General features: G+C 41.0%; 23 protein-coding genes. 22 read left to right on the top strand and 1 reads right to left on the bottom strand.

Going from position 1 to position 19,120, the window contains the following annotated elements:
* Nucleotides 1–61 precede the first annotated feature (61 nt).
* From aroC to LG330_RS10220, 15 genes are all read left to right on the top strand, one after another.
* Entirely contained in the window at nucleotides 62–1,231 is a 1,170-nt protein-coding gene (aroC, locus tag LG330_RS10290; protein ID WP_404409563.1) for a chorismate synthase, read from the top strand.
* Between the two features lies 1 nt (nucleotide 1,232).
* The gene (gene aroB / locus LG330_RS10285) at nucleotides 1,233–2,309 is read left to right on the top strand and encodes a 3-dehydroquinate synthase (protein ID WP_404403512.1); all 1,077 of its coding nucleotides are present in this window, start codon (nucleotides 1,233–1,235) and stop codon (nucleotides 2,307–2,309) included.
* On the top strand, nucleotides 2,306–2,689 hold the full coding sequence (gene aroH, locus LG330_RS10280; RefSeq protein ID WP_404403510.1) for a chorismate mutase: 384 nt from the start codon (nucleotides 2,306–2,308) through the stop codon (nucleotides 2,687–2,689). Before aroB ends, aroH begins: the two co-directional genes overlap by 4 nt.
* Nucleotides 2,689–3,774, top strand: a complete 1,086-nt coding sequence (gene hisC / locus LG330_RS10275) for a histidinol-phosphate transaminase (RefSeq protein ID WP_404403508.1) — start codon at nucleotides 2,689–2,691, stop codon at nucleotides 3,772–3,774. Before aroH ends, hisC begins: the two co-directional genes overlap by 1 nt.
* A gap of 13 nt (nucleotides 3,775–3,787) precedes the next feature.
* Nucleotides 3,788–4,891, top strand: a complete 1,104-nt coding sequence (locus LG330_RS10270; protein ID WP_404403506.1) for a prephenate dehydrogenase — start codon at nucleotides 3,788–3,790, stop codon at nucleotides 4,889–4,891.
* 23 nt (nucleotides 4,892–4,914) lie between these two features.
* The gene (aroA, locus tag LG330_RS10265) at nucleotides 4,915–6,195 is read left to right on the top strand and encodes a 3-phosphoshikimate 1-carboxyvinyltransferase (RefSeq protein ID WP_404403504.1); all 1,281 of its coding nucleotides are present in this window, start codon (nucleotides 4,915–4,917) and stop codon (nucleotides 6,193–6,195) included.
* A gap of 154 nt (nucleotides 6,196–6,349) precedes the next feature.
* Nucleotides 6,350–7,603 carry a tetratricopeptide repeat protein gene (locus tag LG330_RS10260; RefSeq protein WP_404403502.1) on the top strand — a complete coding sequence of 418 codons (1,254 nt, stop codon included), beginning with the start codon at nucleotides 6,350–6,352 and terminating at the stop codon, nucleotides 7,601–7,603.
* A 13-nt stretch (nucleotides 7,604–7,616) separates the two neighbouring features.
* The gene (locus tag LG330_RS10255; protein WP_404403500.1) at nucleotides 7,617–8,156 is read left to right on the top strand and encodes a ReoY family proteolytic degradation factor; all 540 of its coding nucleotides are present in this window, start codon (nucleotides 7,617–7,619) and stop codon (nucleotides 8,154–8,156) included.
* A 76-nt stretch (nucleotides 8,157–8,232) separates the two neighbouring features.
* Nucleotides 8,233–8,694, top strand: a complete 462-nt coding sequence (locus LG330_RS10250; RefSeq protein WP_404403498.1) for a YpiF family protein — start codon at nucleotides 8,233–8,235, stop codon at nucleotides 8,692–8,694.
* Between the two features lie 149 nt (nucleotides 8,695–8,843).
* Nucleotides 8,844–9,353 (top strand): ubiquinol-cytochrome c reductase iron-sulfur subunit, encoded by a 510-nt coding sequence (locus LG330_RS10245; protein ID WP_404403496.1) that lies wholly within the window; start codon nucleotides 8,844–8,846, stop codon nucleotides 9,351–9,353.
* A 17-nt stretch (nucleotides 9,354–9,370) separates the two neighbouring features.
* On the top strand, nucleotides 9,371–10,045 hold the full coding sequence (gene qcrB / locus LG330_RS10240; protein ID WP_322420998.1) for a menaquinol-cytochrome c reductase cytochrome b subunit: 675 nt from the start codon (nucleotides 9,371–9,373) through the stop codon (nucleotides 10,043–10,045).
* A 28-nt stretch (nucleotides 10,046–10,073) separates the two neighbouring features.
* Nucleotides 10,074–10,838, top strand: a complete 765-nt coding sequence (locus LG330_RS10235) for a c-type cytochrome (protein WP_404403494.1) — start codon at nucleotides 10,074–10,076, stop codon at nucleotides 10,836–10,838.
* A gap of 89 nt (nucleotides 10,839–10,927) precedes the next feature.
* Nucleotides 10,928–11,530 carry a DUF1405 domain-containing protein gene (locus LG330_RS10230; RefSeq protein ID WP_404403492.1) on the top strand — a complete coding sequence of 201 codons (603 nt, stop codon included), beginning with the start codon at nucleotides 10,928–10,930 and terminating at the stop codon, nucleotides 11,528–11,530.
* Between the two features lie 35 nt (nucleotides 11,531–11,565).
* Nucleotides 11,566–11,709, top strand: a complete 144-nt coding sequence (locus tag LG330_RS10225; protein WP_404403490.1) for a sporulation protein YpjB — start codon at nucleotides 11,566–11,568, stop codon at nucleotides 11,707–11,709.
* 56 nt (nucleotides 11,710–11,765) lie between these two features.
* Entirely contained in the window at nucleotides 11,766–12,443 is a 678-nt protein-coding gene (locus LG330_RS10220) for a zinc metallopeptidase (RefSeq protein ID WP_404403488.1), read from the top strand.
* Between the two features lie 43 nt (nucleotides 12,444–12,486).
* Here LG330_RS10220 and LG330_RS10215 read toward each other — a convergent pair whose 3' ends face one another.
* On the bottom strand, nucleotides 12,487–13,389 hold the full coding sequence (locus LG330_RS10215) for a YitT family protein (RefSeq protein WP_404403486.1): 903 nt from the start codon (nucleotides 13,387–13,389) through the stop codon (nucleotides 12,487–12,489).
* A gap of 45 nt (nucleotides 13,390–13,434) precedes the next feature.
* On the opposite strand from LG330_RS10215, the gene LG330_RS10210 reads away from it, so the two are divergent.
* From LG330_RS10210 to LG330_RS10180, 7 genes are read left to right on the top strand one after another with little or no spacing between them, the layout of a single operon-like run.
* A complete protein-coding gene (locus tag LG330_RS10210) occupies nucleotides 13,435–13,773 on the top strand; it encodes a nucleotide pyrophosphohydrolase (RefSeq protein ID WP_404403484.1) in 339 nt (112 codons plus the stop codon).
* Nucleotide 13,774: 1 nt separating this feature from the next.
* Nucleotides 13,775–14,575 carry a 4-hydroxy-tetrahydrodipicolinate reductase gene (dapB, locus tag LG330_RS10205; protein ID WP_404403482.1) on the top strand — a complete coding sequence of 267 codons (801 nt, stop codon included), beginning with the start codon at nucleotides 13,775–13,777 and terminating at the stop codon, nucleotides 14,573–14,575.
* A gap of 12 nt (nucleotides 14,576–14,587) precedes the next feature.
* Nucleotides 14,588–14,971 carry a methylglyoxal synthase gene (mgsA, locus tag LG330_RS10200; RefSeq protein WP_404403480.1) on the top strand — a complete coding sequence of 128 codons (384 nt, stop codon included), beginning with the start codon at nucleotides 14,588–14,590 and terminating at the stop codon, nucleotides 14,969–14,971.
* A complete protein-coding gene (gene bshB1 / locus LG330_RS10195; protein ID WP_404403478.1) occupies nucleotides 14,964–15,659 on the top strand; it encodes a bacillithiol biosynthesis deacetylase BshB1 in 696 nt (231 codons plus the stop codon). Before mgsA ends, bshB1 begins: the two co-directional genes overlap by 8 nt.
* Nucleotides 15,656–16,801, top strand: a complete 1,146-nt coding sequence (gene bshA, locus LG330_RS10190) for an N-acetyl-alpha-D-glucosaminyl L-malate synthase BshA (RefSeq protein WP_404403476.1) — start codon at nucleotides 15,656–15,658, stop codon at nucleotides 16,799–16,801. Before bshB1 ends, bshA begins: the two co-directional genes overlap by 4 nt.
* Nucleotides 16,794–17,981, top strand: a complete 1,188-nt coding sequence (locus LG330_RS10185) for a CCA tRNA nucleotidyltransferase (RefSeq protein WP_404403474.1) — start codon at nucleotides 16,794–16,796, stop codon at nucleotides 17,979–17,981. The genes bshA and LG330_RS10185 overlap by 8 nt, the downstream gene beginning before the upstream one ends.
* The gene (locus LG330_RS10180; protein ID WP_404403472.1) at nucleotides 17,966–18,940 is read left to right on the top strand and encodes a biotin--[acetyl-CoA-carboxylase] ligase; all 975 of its coding nucleotides are present in this window, start codon (nucleotides 17,966–17,968) and stop codon (nucleotides 18,938–18,940) included. The genes LG330_RS10185 and LG330_RS10180 overlap by 16 nt, the downstream gene beginning before the upstream one ends.
* Nucleotides 18,941–19,120 lie beyond the last annotated feature (180 nt).

Below are 19,120 nucleotides of genomic sequence, written 5' to 3'. Positions count from 1 at the left end.
TAAAAAATATGTTAGACTGTACAAATATCACTTTAGCGAGTTGAAGGGGGAAAGCGTTATGATGAGATACTTAACGGCGGGTGAATCACATGGCCCGCAGCTGACAACAATCATTGAAGGTCTTCCGGCAGGGCTTAATCTGGAAGCATCTGATATAAATGAGCATCTTGCAAGAAGACAAAAAGGGTATGGCCGCGGGAGAAGAATGCAGATAGAAACGGACCGTGCACAGATCTTAAGCGGTGTAAGGCACGGTAAGACACTTGGTTCTCCAATCGCTCTGGCAGTTGAAAATAAAGACTGGACACACTGGACTAAAATTATGGGTGCAGAGCCTATTACAGATGATGAAGAAAAAGAAGTACGACGTAAAATCACCAGACCAAGACCTGGTCACGCAGACTTGAACGGTGGAATTAAATATGGCCACAGAGATATGCGTAATGTGCTTGAACGGTCTTCTGCCAGAGAGACCACTGTCAGGGTTGCAGCAGGTGCACTTGCACAAAAATTATTGAAAGACCTAGGTATTAATGTTGCCTGCCATGTGAAGGAAATTGGTGGGGTAATAGCAAAAGAGCAGCCGCTTTCAGCTTCAGAAATAAGAGAAAGATCCGAGCTGAGTGAAGTTAGATGTATTGATCCTGAAGCATCAGAAGAAATGAAAGCTGCAATAGATCAGGCGAAAAAAAATGGTGACTCAATCGGAGGCGTCGTAGAAGTTGTGATTGAAAATGTGCCTGCCGGTTTAGGCAGTTACGTTCACTATGATAAAAAGCTGGATTCAAAAATTGCAGCAGCTGTCATGAGTATCAATGCATTTAAAGGTGTTGAATTTGGGCTTGGATTTGATATGGCCAGACTTCCTGGTAGTCAGGTACATGATGAAATCGTCTGGTCTGAGGATAAAGGCTATTACAGAAAATCAAATCGTCTCGGTGGTTTTGAAGGCGGAATGACTACAGGTATGCCGATTGTCGTCAAAGGGGTAATGAAACCGATCCCTACGTTATATAAACCGCTTGAGAGTGTAGATATTGACACGAAAGAAGCTTTCAGCGCCAGCATCGAACGTTCAGATAGCTGTGCCGTTCCTGCAGCAGCAGTTGTAGCAGAGGCTGTTGTGGCATGGGAGGTTGCAAAAGCGATCTGTGAGCAATTTGACAGTGATCGATTTGACCATCTGAAGAAGTCTGTTGAAGAACATAGAGCCTACACAAAGGACTATTGAGATGGAATATTTAACGATTCATGCAGGAGCGTCATATCCGGTCATAATTGGAGAAAAGGCTTTATCTGAGATCTCACAGACTGTGAGAGAACTAAAGCCTGCAGTCACTTCTGTTTTACTATTAATTGACGAAAAAGTTTATCAGCTGCATCAACAGACAATTAAACAGCACATTCAGTATGATTCACTGTTTATTCTCCCGCAGGGTGAGAAAGCAAAAACGTTTTCAGTTTATGAACAGGCGATGGGAGAGGCTCTTGAGGCGGGTCTTGACAGACACTCGCTTATTATTGCCTGTGGCGGCGGCGCAACAGGAGACCTTGCAGGGTTCACTGCAGCAACATATATGAGAGGTATCAGGTATATTCAGGTACCTACTACAATTCTTGCTCATGACAGTGCAGTTGGGGGTAAAACAGCGATTAACCATCCACTGGGTAAAAATATGACCGGAGCATTTCATCAGCCCTCAGCGGTTATTTATGACAGTCTGTTTCTTAAGACCTTACCTTTAAGAGAAATCAGGTCCGGTTTTGCAGAAGTCATCAAGCATGCGTTAATTGCAGATCCTGAATTCCTGGAAGAACTGTTGACTGGTGTATCAAGCCTGGAAAAACTTGAGCCATCCTTTTTGCAATATGCATTAAAAAAAGGGATTCAGATTAAAGGCGAAATTGTGAGCCGGGATGAGCGTGAGCAGAATATCAGAGCATTTCTCAACTTTGGGCATACGTATGGACATGCTGTTGAGGCCTGGTCCGGTTTTGGTGAAAAGCTTCACGGTGAATGCGTAATGATCGGGATGATTTATGCTTCTTTATTAAGTATAGAGAAAACAGGACTCGATTTTCCGATTGAACAGTTTATTAAGTGGGTTAAATCTTTAGGGTATGAAATTTCTATAAATGCCCCATTTGAAGAACTGCACCATCTTATGAAAAAAGATAAGAAAAACCTTAATCGTAATATCCGGTTTGTATTACTTAAGGCGGTTGGACAACCGGAATTAGTGAATATTGAATCTTCAGAACTTGAATACATTCATCAGTTACTAAAGCGAAAGGAGGAAATACAGTGATCCGTGGTATTAGAGGCGCAACGACGGTTGATCGAGATCAACAGGATGCAATTGTAGAGGCGACGCTTATGCTTTTAAAAGATATGATTGAAAAAAATAGTATTGATCCTGAAGAAACTGCTTCAGTGTTTATCTCTGCAACAGAAGATATCAGTTCGGTATTTCCTGCAAAAGCTTTAAGAAAAATTGACGGATGGGAATACGTACCGGTTATGTGTATGAGAGAAATCCCTGTAAAAGATGCGCTGCCTTATTGCATCAGAGTAATGGTCCATGTAAATACCCAAAAGAAACAAAAAGACATACAGCATATTTACCACCATGAAGCTGTAAAGCTGCGACCAGATCTGGTGGGCGCGCAAAGAAAGGCGGATTCATAATGTACATTAAAGATCAAGTGAAAAAACTAACGCCATATAAACCGGGTAAAACGGTAGATGAAGTGAAAAAAGAACTCGGTCTGAATGAGATTATCAAACTGGCTTCTAATGAAAACCCTTTTGGATGTTCAGCCAAGGTAGGAGAAGAGCTTACAGCGCATGCGATGAATTATGCGATTTATCCAGATGGCGGAGGTTCGATACTGAGACAAGCACTGACAGAATTTTATCAGCTTCCGGGTGATCATTTTATGTTAGGAAATGGATCAGATGAGATCATCCAGATTATATCAAGAGCGATGCTTGACGCTTCGAAAAACACTGTGATGGCTGTACCGACTTTCCCGCAATATAGGCATAATGCAGTCATTGAAGGCGCTGAAGTCACTGAAGTACCACTTGTTGATGGCATACATGACCTTGAGAAAATGGCTCAGGCAGTTAACAGTGACACAGCAGTTATATGGGTGTGCAGTCCAAATAATCCGACCGGGATAAGTATCAGTGACCAGAAACTCAGAGGATTTTTAGATAGAATCCCGGCTGATGTGGTCATTGTACTTGACGAGGCATATTTTGAATATGTCACTGCTGCTGATTATTATGATGCACTTGAGTTAATTAAGCAGTACCCGAATCTCATTGTGACGAGAACCTTTTCCAAAGCATATGGGCTTGCAGGATTAAGAGTAGGCTATGGAATTGCACAGCCTGAATTAATCCAGGCGCTTGAACCGGTCAGGGAGCCATTTAATACGAATTCACTGGCTCAACTCGCAGCAGCAGCAGCAATGAAAGATCAGGAATTCATTCAATACTGTAAAGAACAAAACAGAATTGGAATTGAAAAATTTGAACGCTTCTGTAGTGAACATAAACTTAACTATTTTCCGACGCAGGGGAACTTTATTCTTGTTCATTTTAATAAAGATGCCAATGAGATGTTTGAGGCCTTAATGAATAAAGGAATTATTGCCAGAAGCGGACATGCACTCGGATATCCTCAGAGCTTAAGGATTACAATTGGAACTGAAGAGCAGGTAGATAAAACCCTTAAAGCAATTGAGGAGATCATTTCGCAATAAAGGTTGTGAAGCTATGAATGGAAATGTATTTATTATCGGTCTCGGACTGATCGGTGGATCGATTGGACTGTCGATTCTTAAAGAATACCCTGAGGCAAAGGTGACAGGCTACGACCTTAAAGCTGAAGAAGTTAAACTCGCTAAAGCACTGAATGCCGTTAATCGTACTTCTTCGTCATTGAGAGAGGATGCTGAGCAGGCTGATCTGATTATCATCTGTACACCGGTTAATGAAACTGAAAATCTGATGAAATCAATCGCTGCTTTTAACCTGAAACCAGATGTAATTGTTACAGATGTTGGCAGCACCAAAAAAAATATTATGTCAGCCAGCAGGATTCTAACTGAAAAAGGAATCACATTTATCGGTGGACATCCGATGGCGGGCTCACATAAAAGTGGCGTGTCTGCTGCAAAAGCATTTTTATTTGAGAATGCATTTTATCTTTTAACACCAGGTGATTCTGCCGACGAAAAGTCAGTTGAGACATTAAAAAACTGGCTTAGAGGGAGCAAGGCGAAATTTCTTGAAGTTAAACCTGAAGAGCATGATCATATTACCGGAATGGTCAGCCATTTCCCTCATATTATTGCATCCTCACTCGTACATCAGGTGAAGCAGAATTATGAAAAGCAGCCGCTGGTTTCCAGTCTGGCAGCTGGCGGATTCAGGGATATTTCAAGGATCGCTTCTTCTAATCCGTCAATGTGGAGAGATATTACACTCCATAACATCGATACTTTAAAAGATTTGTTAATAGAATGGCAGCAGGAAATGGACCGCGTGATTAATATGCTAGAAGCCAACAATGCTGATGATATTTATCATTATTTTTCTGAGGCCAAAAAATTCAGGGATGCGATGCCGATCCTTCAAAAGGGTGCAATTCCGTCTTTTTATGATCTGTTTGTGGATGTACCTGACTATCCGGGGGTCATCTCAGAAATTACAGGTCTTCTCGCTAAAGAAGAGATCAGTATCGTGAACTTAAGAATTATGGAAACAAGAGAAGATATATACGGGGTCCTGACGATCAGTTTTCAGACTGAAGAAGATCGTAAGCGGGGTGCTAACTGTATTTCTTCTGTGACAGACTATGATGTGTTTACAGTCTAAAAACATAAAGAGGAGTTTTTATGATGAAGATGCTTCAATTTGAAAACCCTTCTATTCAGGGAGAAATAAAAGTGCCCGGAGATAAATCAATCTCACACAGGTCTATTATGTTCGGTGCAATCTCTGAAGGCGTTACAAAAGTGACAGGATTTCTTAAAGGTGATGACTGTCTCAGTACAATTGACTGCTTCAGAAAAATGGGCGTAACCATTACAGAAAAAGATGATGAGATTCTCATCGAAGGAAGAGGATTCAAGGGTCTAAAAGAACCCCGGGAGATTTTAGACACGGGTAATTCAGGCACAACCACCAGACTTCTCCTGGGCGTTCTAGCGGGACAGCCATTTCACTCGGTTATTACGGGTGACGAATCGATTGCTAAACGCCCGATGAACCGTGTAACAGTTCCACTGAAAGAAATGGGTGCAACAATTGATGGCAGAGATGATGGTAATCTGACACCATTATCAGTCAGAGGCGGGAAACTGAAATCTTTTCACTATACCCTGCCTGTTGCAAGCGCCCAGTTAAAATCTGCACTTATTCTGGCAGGCCTGCAGTCTGAAGAAGAAACAGTCATTGTTGAACCAGAAAAAACAAGAGATCACACTGAGAAGATGATCAGACATTTCGGCGGAGAAATTGTCAGGGAAGGAACAAGTATCAAAGTTCGCGGAAACCAGCCATTCAAAGCAAAGGATGTCCGTGTGCCAGGTGACATTTCTTCAGCTGCTTTTTTTCTTACAGCAGCAGCAATTACTTCCAATAGCAGCCTGATTCTGAAAGATGTCGGATTAAATGAAACCAGAACGGGTATCATTGACGTTTTAAGAGAAATGGATGCTGATTTTAGTGTTACCCTTACAAATGATGATGAAGAGCCTCAGGGCGATATATTGGTCAAAAGCAGTTCATTAAAAAACTGTGAAGTTGGCGGTGAATTAATACCCAGATTAATTGATGAAATTCCAATCATTGCCCTTCTTGCTACGCAGGCAAGCGGTAAAACTGTGATCAGGGATGCGGAAGAATTAAAGGTGAAAGAAACAAACCGTATTGATGCAGTTGTTGAAGAGCTGCAGAAGCTTGGTGCGGATATCACGGCAACCGGGGACGGGATGGTCATTAATGGACCAGTCAGGCTGAAGGGTGGTTATGCTGACTCAAGAGGAGACCATAGAATTGGTATGATGCTTGCAGTTGCAGCGCTTGTTTCAGAAGGGCCGGTGCATATTGAGAATGCAGATTGCATCAGTGTTTCTTATCCAACTTTTTTTGAAGACCTCTCACTGGTCGCAAAATAATGAACCAAATCAGAGCAGAATTTTCTGCTCTTTTTAATTGGGAAAAAAGGGTTTCTAAAAGAAAAAGCGAATGTAAGAGTTAAGAGGTTATGGTTGAATCTGAACTCAAGTTCTCTTATTCTTTTATGAGATAAGAACGAAAAGAGGTTTTACAATGAATCATATCGAACAGATGATTGACTATCTTCATTCAGGAAGTCTTGAAGAAGCAATGCAGCTATTTCAGGAAATCAAGAGAACAGGTACAGACGAAGAAAAATATGAAGCAGCTGAAGCACTTTTTAGTCTGGGCTTTCAGGAAAAAAGCATTGAGCTTTACGAAGATTTGATTGAACTTTATCCGGAGGAAACAGAGCTTGTGGTACTAAAAGCTGAAGCGCATGCAGAGCTTGACCAGATCGAGGAAGCGTTGGAATGTCTTGAGACAATTACTGAAACAAGTGAATTTTATTCGCGTGCCATGTTGCTGTCAGCAGATCTTTATCATATGCAGGGATTACATGAAGTCAGTGAACAGAAACTGCTGAAAGCTTATGATCATGATAAATCTGAAGAAATTATTCAATTTGCACTTGCTGAGTTCTATATTCAGCAGGGTAGATTTCTTGAAGCGATCAGATATTATAAAATGCTAAATGAAAGTGAAATTGCAGGTGTACTGATCAGCAAACGTCTGGGAGAATGCTACAGTGCGGGAGGCTCGTTTGAAGAAGCACTGCCTTATTATGAAGAGGCGCTCGAGGATGAAAGAGATGCAGAAACTTTATTCCAGTATGGTTTCACAGCTTATCAGGCCGGCCATCATATGACAGCAGCAGAAGTTTTTGAAGAACTGATAGAGCTTGACCCAGACTATAACAGTGCCTATAAACTGCTCGCGCACTCTTATGAGCATGAGGAAGAGATCAGCCTTGCACTAGATGCAGCAGAAAAAGGTGTGAAGCATGATCCGTTTAATAAGGAGCTGTTTTTAACTGCGGGTAAATTGTCATTGAAATCAGCAGACGAAGTTAAAGCTGAAACGTATTTGCGTCAGGCAATCGCAATTGATCCTGATTATCTTGAAGCGGCTTTGATCCTGAATAGAATTTTATTAAGACAGGAAAAACCTGATGAATGTCTCGATATCATCAACACAGTACGAGAATCCGGTGAAGATGACCCACAATTTTTATGGGATGCTGCCAGGGCTTTTGAATTAAGAGAAGATTTTTCTGAAGCAGCAGAAGAATATAAAAAAGCTTATGTGGTATATAATGATCATAGTGATTTTCTTGAAGATTACGGAAACTTTCTTTTAGAAGAAGGCAGACATCAGGAAGCGCTGGAGATTTATGTGAAACTTTCAAAAAAGGATCCTGCTAATGAAGAGTGGCAGATGAATATTGAACATTTGAGACAAGAATAAAGGAGGGATTGGCTTGGCCCCATCCATTTCAGCAGATGAAAAAAAAGATTTTATTAAATGGTTTTTACAGCACTATCAGTTGAAGAAAAGAGAATCAGTTTGGATTATGAATTATTTGCTGAGCCATGACCAGTTAATCGAGCATTTACACTTCGTAGAAGATGCAAGGTATTGTCCACGGGGAATTGTTATGTCAACTGCCTGCAGTGATGAAGTGCCATTCAGGTTTTATAAGGAACAGGTAATGACGACGGATGCTGAAAAGTCGTTTCATGATATCAGGCTTCACCGTGAAGAGGATCTGTATGTACAGTTGAATTTCGAATCAGCGTATTCATCTTATCAGTATGCAGCAGTTCTCGAAGACAACCCTTATACACCGAAAGAAGTCCATTTATCAAAAAAAGAAAGAGAAATGGCTGAACAATTCCTTACAGATAGCATTAATGAAAATCTGAGACATCAGCTGATGAAAGAAATTGATGAGGCTCTGGACCGTCATGATGAAAGCAAATTCAGACAGCTGACAGAGCGGCTGAAAACTCTGACGTAACATATAGACAGTGAGAGCTGTCTATATTTTTTTGTGCTACAATTTAATCGCGGAACTATTTAAAGGGGTGATGTATGTGATTTGGAATACAAAAGATATCGAATTATTTTTTCAGGAACAAAAGTACATAGATACAGCAGTTGTACCGCTGCTGCCGGTGAGTTTTGGAGAGCAGGCAAAGCAGGAAGCTGACCAGGCGGAATTTATCCCGCTCGTTACAGCGATGCTTGAAAAGCAGTTTAAGGGCCGTATGATGTTGCTGCCGCCTTTTACTTATTTCTCATCAGAAGATAAAGAGCAGAGGAAATTAAGAATGAGTGAATGGGCAGACACACTAAAAGATAATGGATTTGACCATATTTTTCTTGTGACGTCTGATTCCTTCTGGAGAGAGACTGAAAATGATCTGAATGCGGATTTAATCTGGCTTCCGTCAATTCCGATGGAACATATGGAAGGAAAGTATAAGCAGAAAATCATAGAAGACCAGGTCAGCCAGCTGTTGAAAATTGTCGTTGGTAAATGGCAGGCGAACTAACGTTCAAAAAAACTTCACATAGTTGAAATGAAAAGGTTTAACGGATTATTGACCTTGATAATATATTGATATATCATGAATATGTCCTAGTTATATATTTGTGCGAAAAATGTCCGAGGGACTGACCTGACGGTAGAGGGGGGAAATTAATGAGTAATCAGCGTGTTTCACGTCGTCAATTTTTAAACTATACATTAACTGGTGTAGGCGGTTTCATGGCTGCAGGTATGCTTATGCCAATGGTGCGATTTGCAATTGATCCTGTACTAACTGCTGAAGCCGGAGGAGATTTTATCTCTACTGGTACTTCAATTGATGAATTGAGTGACGTACCAACCCGCGTAGACTTTTCTTATGAACAGGTAGACGCATGGTATACGTCCGAGGTCACTCAGACTGCTTGGGTTTATCTTGATGAAAATCAGGAAGTTGTTGCACTGAATCCAACATGTAAACACTTAGGCTGTACAGTCAACTGGGAAGGAAGAGAAAGTGATCCTAACAGATTCTTCTGCCCTTGCCATAATGGACTGTATGAGAAATCCGGTAAGAACGTACCGGGAACGCCACCGACTGCTCCTCTTGACATGTTCGAGACGAGAGTATCTGACGATGGCATCTTGCAGCTTGGACAAGTTGTTCCAAACACAATTGCATAGTAAAGGAGGCGTAATGGGTGCTTAATAAGATTTATGATTGGGTAGATGAACGGTTGGATATCACCCCAATGTGGCGTGACATTGCTGATCACGAAGTTCCTGAGCACGTTAACCCCGCTCACCACTTCTCAGCTTTCGTATACTGCTTCGGCGGACTGACATTCTTTGTAACCGTTATACAGATCTTATCCGGAATGTTTTTGACCATGTATTATGTGCCAGATATCGAAAATGCATGGCGTTCAGTTTATTACTTACAAAATGAAGTTGCCTTCGGCGTAATTGTCCGTGGTATGCACCACTGGGGAGCCAGTCTTGTTATTGTCATGATGTTTCTTCATACTTTACGGGTATTCTTCACAGGTGCCTACAAAAAACCGCGTGAGCTTAACTGGGTGGTAGGCGTACTTATTTTCTTCGTTATGCTTGGACTTGGTTTCACAGGTTATCTTCTGCCTTGGGATATGAAAGCACTATTCGCAACTAAGGTAGGTATTGAAATTGCTGCTGCAACACCATTAATTGGTGAGCAGATCCGTGTTCTATTAGCAGGGGATACGAGCATACTGGGTGCTCAGACATTAACCAGATTCTTTGCAATTCACGTATTCTTCCTGCCAGGTGCACTACTTGGTCTGATGGCAGCCCACTTTATTATGATCCGTAAGCAGGGTATCTCAGGACCGCTGTAAAACATCTGGACTAAAAGGAGGGAAAACTATGCATCGTGGAAAAGGGATGAAGTTTGTCGGGGACTCACGTGTTCCGGCGAACCGTAAACCAAATATTCCAAAAGATTACTCAGAGTTTCCTGGAAAAACGGAAGCTTTCTGGCCAAACTTTCTATTAAAAGAATGGTTGGTAGGTGCTGTATTCTTAATTGGTTACTTATCATTAACTGTAGCGCACGAGCCACCACTCGAGAAGATTGCTGACCCGACGGATGCAGGATATATTCCTCTTCCTGACTGGTACTTCTTGTTCTTATACCAGCTGTTGAAATATGATTTCGCTTCTGGTCCTTATAATGTAATTGGTGCTTTCGTTATTCCTGGTATCGCGTTTGGCGCTTTACTGCTTGCACCATTTATTGACCGCGGACCTGCACGTCGTCCCGGTAAACGACCACTTGCAACCGGATTTATGCTGCTTGGTGTCGCTGCAACGATCTTCCTGACTTGGGAATCAGTTGCTTACCATGACTGGGAAACACAGCGCAGTCAGGGTGAAATCGTAGCTGAAGTTGATATTAATACGGAAGCTGAAGGTTATGCGATCTATGAACAGCAGGGCTGTATAAACTGTCACGGTGAAAACCTTGAAGGTGGAGCAGGACCTGCACTTGGTGAATTAGAACTATCAGCCGAAGAAATTGCTGATATTGCTGTCAATGGACAGGGAAATATGCCAGCTGGTCTGTTTGAAGGTTCTGATGAAGAACTTCAGCAGTTAGCTGAGTATCTGACTGATCCAGCAGCTGAATAATATGAAAAGAGCCGGATGTTCCGGCTCTTTTTTTAATCAGATTTTGTGATTTGACAATGAAATTGAACGATTACGCAGGAGGTGAACAAATGAAGGAATACATCTTTTCATGGCTGACAAACAGATATTTTCTTATCGTATTATTTATCGTTAATCTGCTCGGAACAATTTATGGATATTACTGGTACAGATTTCAGCTGGCAGATACAGAACCCATCTTTTTAATCTTTGTACCTGACAGTCCAACTGCCAGTCTTTTCTTTACCATCGTTATTTTCGGCTATTTAATTAACAGGCAGTGGCCGCTCATTGAAGCACTGGCAATCATTACTCTGTTTAAATACGGGATCTGGGCAGTTGTCATGAATTTTTTGACCTGGGGTGTGACTGGTGAGATGTCTGCAGTTGCATGGATGCTCGTACTTTCTCATGCTGCAATGGCTGTACAGGGTCTTTTATATGCTCCTTTTTACAGAATGAAACTCTGGCACATTGTTTTTGCTGCTGTATGGACGTTTCATAATGATGTGATTGATTATGTGTATATGCAGTATCCTGTGTATTCAAGATTATCTGAGATGATTGACCACATCGGTTATTTTACTTTTTGGTTAAGCGTATGTTCAGTCTTGATCGCATGGTATGTAGGAATATATCGAAAAGAGTGGCAGAGGTCTTTACATAGAAATTAATTACGGGCATAGCATAGGTCAAGGAGGAATGACTTATGCTGCCTGCAGTGTTTAATATTCCGTTTATCGTATTATGTATATTTACACTGAGTTCCATCATATTAGTCCTATCCTATGTTTCATGGCGAAAATATGTCGGACAGAAAAAGAATGTGCCGGACCGTGAACGTAATAATTGACAGTAAATTTAATTCAAAGGTAAAATTTAATCAAACAAATAAAATGGAGGGTCTGAATGGAAATCCTGATTTATTTTGCGCTGATTTTAATCTTGCCTTTATGGGCTAGCAGCCGTGTGAAAAAGACGTATAAAAAATACTCTAAAGTTCAGACAACAGCAAACATGACTGGTGCTGAAGTTGCGCAGAGAATCCTTCATGAGAACGGGATCTATGATGTTTCTGTCAAACCGGGTAAAGGGTTCTTAAGTGATCATTACAACCCGCGGACGAAAGAAATTGTCCTTTCACCCGATAATTATCACGGGATGTCAGTTGCCGGAGCAGCTGTAGCAGCCCATGAAGTGGGACATGCGATTCAGGACGCAGAAAGTTATGCATTTTTAAGACTGCGCCATAAGCTTGTTCCTGTGGCAAATCTCGGCTCAAACTTTTCTTTTATTCTGATCATTGCAGGTATGCTTCTCGGTTCGATGGAATTCATGCTTGGCGGGATTATTTTCTTCGCTGCAGCAGTTCTGTTCCAATTCGTTACACTGCCGGTTGAGTTTAATGCTTCATCGCGTGCAATGAACCAGATGGTCGGCATTGGACTGATTAGAAATGAAGAAGAACCTCACGCTAAAAAAGTACTAAATGCTGCAGCACTCACGTATGTCGCAGCTGCATTAGTTGCATTGCTTGAATTGCTTAGATTTATTCTGATGTTTATCGGAATGAATGGAGACGATTAAAAAGTAAAGCCGTAAGCTTCTATATAGAGGCTTACGGCTTTTTTTACGTTTCTATCGGTTTTTTGTTCTCATCCAAAGTAAAACCTTCTCCTAACACATCATGAACATCAGTAACAGATACAAACGCATGAGGATCTACTGAAGTAATCAGGTTTTTCAGTCTGACAAGTTCATTCCTTCCGACCACACAATATAATACCTCGCGCTTTTCCTTGGAATAATGTCCATAACCGGTCAGGACTGTGACGCCGCGGTCCATTTCTGCTGTGATCAGGTCGGCAATCTGTTTCTGGTGTGGCGAGATGATCATAGCACCTCTTGCAGTATATGCACCCTCCTGCATGAAATCAATGACCCTAGCACCGACAAAAACAGCGACTAAAGTGTACATTCCTTCTCTATAGTTCAGATAAGTTGCAAGAGATAAAATAATCACAGCAGCGTCAAAAATAAACATTGTCCGTCCCATACTCCACCCGGCGTATTTTTTAACAAGCCGCGCAATAATATCCACGCCTCCTGTGGTGCCTCCATACCTGAAAATAATCCCGAGCCCAACGCCAATAGAAGCACCTGCAAACAGTGCTGCTAAAAACAAATCATTTGAAAGCGGGATCGAGAATTGATAAATATAAAATAATTCAAGAAAAAGTGATACACTTAATGTTCCAAGCAGTGTATACAAAAAAGATCTTAATCCAAGCAGTTTCCAGCCGACAACAAATACAGGAATATTTAATAGCAGATTCGTAATAGAAGGCTTCAGATCAAATATGAAGTATAATAATAGCGTGATCCCTGTAAATCCGCCTTCAGCCAGGTTATTCTGAATGTTAAAATGAACAATGCCGAAACTGAATATAGCAGCACCCAGAATAATAAAGAGTATATTTTTAAATTTCAGACCGAACAATACAATTCCCCCCCTTATACATACGTTCAACATTATATGCTAATTGACGATCTATTAGCAATATTATGGAGGTAGCAGATGAAAGATAATCATTTTACAGTAAAAGATATGCAGGACGATGTAGATCAGTATATTGGACAGTTTAAAGAAGGGTACTTCAAACCTTTAACAATGCTTGCCCGTATGACTGAAGAATTAGGAGAACTTTCAAGAGAGATTAACCACCACTATGGTGAGAAGCCGAAAAAAAGTACTGAAGATGCAAGCACAATTGAAGAAGAACTGGGTGATTTACTTTTTGTATTGATCTGCTTTGCTAACGAGCAGGGGATCAGCCTGGAAGATGCGCACCATAAAGTGATGAATAAATTCAAATCGAGAGATAAAGACAGATGGACAAAAAAGGAGGACAAGTAATATGGCAAAAGAAATTTCAGTAGTCATTGCAGGACCGCGTGGGAAAATGGGAAAAGAAGCGGTAAAATTAGTAGAACAGACTGAAGGGATGAAGCTCTCGGCTGTTATTGACAGGCAGTATAATCAGCAAAACCTGTCTGATCTGGAAGGGTTCAGCACGGATGCTGTCATTTTTACAAATCCTGAGGAATGCTTCAGCACTGTAAAACCCGATGTGCTTGTAGATCTTACAACGCCTGAAACAGGGTACCTTCATGCTAAAACAGCACTGCAAAACGGAGTCAGACCGGTTATAGGAACGACCGGCTTTACCAAAGAGGAATTAGAAGAGCTCAAGGAGCTGTCTAAAGAAAATCAGTTAGGAACAATTATTGCACCAAACTTTGCAATCGGTGCAATTTTAATGATGAAATTTTCACAAATGGCAGCAAAATATTTTGAAGATGTTGAAATCATTGAAATGCATCATGATCAGAAACTTGATGCACCATCAGGCACCGGCCTGAAAACTGCCGAGATGATTCAAGAGCAGCGTACAGCAAAGCAGCAGGGCCATCCTGATGAGAAAGAAACAATTGAAGGAGCCCGCGGTGGTGACATTGACGGTATCCGGATTCACAGCGTTAGACTGCCTGGTCTTGTGGCTCATCAGCAGGTCATGTTTGGCGGGGAAGGACAGCTTCTCACAATTAAGCACGATTCTCACGACAGAGGGTCCTTTATGTCAGGTGTAAAGTTATGTATTCATACAATTATGGATCTGGAAGAATTGATCTATGGAGTGGAAAACATTATTGATTAAGGAGATGGTCAAATGAATATCGCATTAATCGCACATGATGAGAAAAAAGAAGCGCTATTAAAATTTGTTGATGAATTTAAAGATGAGTTTGCTAAGCATCAATTATTTGCAACCGGGACAACCGGAAAAAAAATTAATGAACTGACTAACCTGCCGATCCACAGGTTTAAATCAGGTCCTCTAGGCGGTGACCAGGAAATTGGTGCAAAAATTGCAAATCAGGAGCTGGATGCAGTTTTCTTTTTCCGGGATCCATTGACTGCACAGCCGCATGAGCCGGATGTATCTGCACTCGTTAGACTTGGAGACGTATATAATATTCCCATGGCTACAAATATCGGCTCTGCTGACATTTTGATTAAAGGAATCATAAGAGGGGATCTTAAACATGTCTAAAGCTGATATATTGGCAATCGGAGCTCATTCAGATGATGTTGAGATCGGGATGGGTGGTACGCTTGCCAAATGGGTAGATGAAGGAATGAATGCAGTTATCTGTGATCTGACAAAAGCTGAATTGTCATCAAACGGTACGCCTGAAAACAGAATGAATGAGGCTGAACATGCAGCGAAAATTCTGGGAGTAAAAAAAAGAATCAATCTGGATCTTGGGGACCGCAATTTTACTGCCGATAATCACACAATTGAGCAGGTTGTTAAAGTAATCAGAGATGTCAGACCGAAAATTGTATTCTGTCCCTATTATGAAGATAGACACCCCGATCACATCCATGCTGCGAAGTTAGTGATTGAAGCTGTATTTTCAGCGAGAATCCGAAAGTTTGAAACCGGACAGGAACCACATAAAACGATGCTTTATCATTATATGATTAATGGCATACATAAGCCTGATTTTGTAATTGACATAACAGATTTTAGCGAACAGAAAGTACGCGCTCTTTCTTCTTATAAAAGCCAGTTCACACCCGTGGATGGTGTTCAGACACCATTGACGGATGATTACATAGAAACAGTCATTTCAAGAGATAAGGTTTTTGGTAAGGAAGTTGAAGTGAAAATGGCAGAAGGGTTTATAAGCGATAAACCTTTACTTATTAACAGGAATATTGCAGGTGTAAAATGAAAAAAATGAAAATAGGTATTACATGTTACCCGACTGTTGGCGGGTCAGGTGTAATTGCGACTGAACTCGGGAAGTTGCTTGCTGAAAAAGGACATCAGATCCACTTTATTACATCAAGTATCCCATTTAGACTGAATAAGATGTATTCGAATATTTATTTTCATCAGGTAGAGGTAAATCATTATTCGGTATTTCAATATCCGCCCTATGATATTGCCCTTGCTAATAAAATGGCAGATGTCATTGAAAGGGAAGAGCTTGATATTTTGCACGTCCATTATGCTATTCCGCATGCAGTCTGTGCGATTATGGGTAAGCAAATGGCAAATAGCGATGTGAAAATCGTCACTACACTTCATGGGACAGATATTACAGTACTAGGAGTTGATGACAGTCTGACAAAAGCAATTAAATTCGGGATTGAAAAATCCGATCGTGTAACTGCAGTTTCACAAGCGCTGGTAAAACAGACAAAAGATCTGATTGCTCCTGATAAAGAGATTGATGTGCTATATAACTTTCTTGATGAAAGGATCTACAGAAAAGTCCAGTCAGATTATCTGAAAAAGGACTACGGCATAACAGATCATGAAAAAATCATTATTCATGTATCTAACTTCAGAAAAGTGAAAAGAGTGCTTGACGTCGTGACGGTATTTGCACACATTCATAAAGAATTGCCTTCAAAGTTAATCCTTGCCGGTGATGGCCCTGAAATGTCTGCAGTCCTGAAAAAAGTGGATGAACTGGGGATTAAAGAACATGTGCTCTTCCTTGGTAAACAGGATAACCTTGAGGAACTGTACTCCATCAGTGATCTGATGTTACTGTTATCTGAAAAAGAAAGCTTTGGTCTTGTTGCTTTGGAGGCAATGGCCTGTGGCGTCCCGTGTATCGGAACTGATGCAGGCGGCATACCTGAGGTAATCATGGACCAGAAAAACGGTTATATTTTCCCTGTTGGTGATACTGATTCAATGGGAAAAGCAGCTGTTAACCTTCTCCAAAACGAAGAGCTCCATTCATCTTTTTCACGTCAGGCTGTCGTCACCGTTCAAAATGATTTTCACTCAAGTAAAATCATCAGACAGTATGAAGCAATGTATGATGAATTGCTAAATGGAGACATGCACAATGAATGAATTGTTCAGTCAGGCACTGCCTGTTTTAAAAGAAATCGAGGCAAACGGCTATGAGGCTTATTTTGTTGGAGGCTGTGTACGTGATTATTACCTGAGCAGGGAAATCAATGATATTGATATTGCTGTATCTGCAACGCCGGAAGAAATCAAACAGATTTTTAAAAAGACGATAGATGTTGGCATCGAGCACGGAACGATATTGGTACTCCATGAAAAAGGTCAGTTTGAAATGACCACTTTCAGAACTGAAAGCACATATTCAGACAGCAGGAGGCCTGATAAAGTTACATTTGTCAGGTCTCTTGAAGAAGATTTGAAAAGAAGAGATTTTACGATGAATGCAATGGCCCTCTCTTCTTCATATGAATTAACAGATCTTTTTGGCGGGAGAGAAGATCTCCAAAAGAAAGAAATCAAAACTGTAGGTCTTCCCATGGAGAGGTTTGAGGAGGACGCACTGAGAATGCTGAGAGCGGTCCGGTTTGTATCACAGCTTGATTTTTCAATTGAAAATCATACATTTGAAGCGATCAGAGTATATGCCCGGAGACTGTCAAGGGTTGCAACAGAGCGGATTGCAGCAGAACTTGAAAAACTGATCAATGGTCCTGCAATGGAGAGAGCGCTGCGCTATGTGATAGAGACAAACCTTCATGCCTATCTGCCTGTACTCATAACAGAAAAAGTTGTGAAGTCATTAGGAGAGATTGACTGGAAAGTTTTAAATGCTGGAGAACGTCTTGCGCTCATCATAGCGATCGGAGAATTTGACGATGTGAAAACCTTACTCAAGCAGTGGAAAATGTCTAATAAAACAATTAAAAAGCAGCTGTCCCTATCAGATCTGCTGACGATCAGGGCAGGAAGAGCATTTACGAAAGCGGATATTTATCATATGGGTATAGAGCCTGTTACATCTGCTGAAAAGATAGCAGCGGTGCTTAACCAGAGACCATATGATGCGCAATATATGGAAGATCTGTATCATTCAATGAGAATTAAATCCAGATCAGACTTAGCTTTTAAAGGGACACATTTAATTAAATGGACGGGTAAAAAGGGTGGACCATGGGTGAAAGACTGCACATCAGTAATAGAACAGCTGATTTTAGATGAAGAGCTTGAAAATAACTTAAGTGACATAAAAGAGTGGGTGGAATCAGAATGGCTTCAAAAATAAGAGAATCAATACTGGCCGCACTGTCATCTTCTGATAACAGTTATTTTTCCGGTCAGGAGTTGGCAGACCAGGCAGGGTGTTCGAGAACTGCTATATGGAAGCACATAGAAGATTTAAGATCATCCGGATTTATGATTGAGTCTAAGCGAAAGAAAGGGTACAGGCTGCTTGGAAAGGCTGATGAATTAAATGAAAATAATCTCCTGGTCGGCTTAAAAACAGTTAAGCTTGGCAGATCTGTTCATTTCTATGAATCAGTAGAAAGTACTCAGAAAATTACACACCGTCTTGCGCAGGAAAATGCACCTGAAGGAACCCTTGTGATTGCAGAGGAACAGGTATCAGGAAGAGGGCGAATGGCACGTTCATGGCATTCACCGAAAGGAACGGGAATATGGATGAGCTTATTACTCAGACCTTCTCTGTCACCGCAAAAAGCTCCGCAATTCACATTAATCGCTGCTGTAGCCATTGTAGAGGCAATAGAAAGCACGTGTGGACTCTCGGTTGATATTAAATGGCCTAATGATCTGCTGATCAACAGCAAAAAGGTTACAGGTATTTTAACGGAACTGCAGGCAGACAGTGAGCAGATTCATTCACTTATTGTCGGAATGGGGATTAATGTGAATCAGTCTGCTGATGATTTTTCGGAAGAGATCCGTGAAATTGCCACTTCACTTCATATAGAAAGTGGTAAAACATTTTCAAGAGCGGGGATTGTTCAGGAAATTCTATTTAACCTTGAGAAGTATTATGCCATTTATATCAGTGAAGGTTTTGAACCGATCAAAGAGGTCTGGGAAAAATATGCGGTCACGATTGGTAAACAGATTACAGCCAGAACATTGAATAAAGAAATTAAAGGGTTTGCTTCAGGTATTACAAATGAGGGTGTTTTAAAACTGATTGACGAATGTGGAAAGACGCACCTGATTTACTCAGCTGATATTGAGTAGTTTTTATAGCTGGGATCAGGAGTGATCTGTTATACTGTGGTTGGGCAGTATCTTAAATGAACTGCACCTTATAACAAAAAACTGACATGATCTGCCTTGATCCATTAAGTGACAGGGACAGAGGACCGGAATAATCTGCGGCATCCTTCTGTCTATCAGAAGGTTTTATTTATGTCTGCA

This window comes from Jeotgalibacillus malaysiensis (assembly GCF_044789845.1).
In the GTDB taxonomy this organism is placed as follows: Bacteria; Bacillota; Bacilli; order Bacillales; family Jeotgalibacillaceae; genus Jeotgalibacillus; species Jeotgalibacillus malaysiensis_A.
Note: the sequence above shows the minus strand (reverse complement) of the source record. Positions and strands in the feature narration are given on the sequence as shown.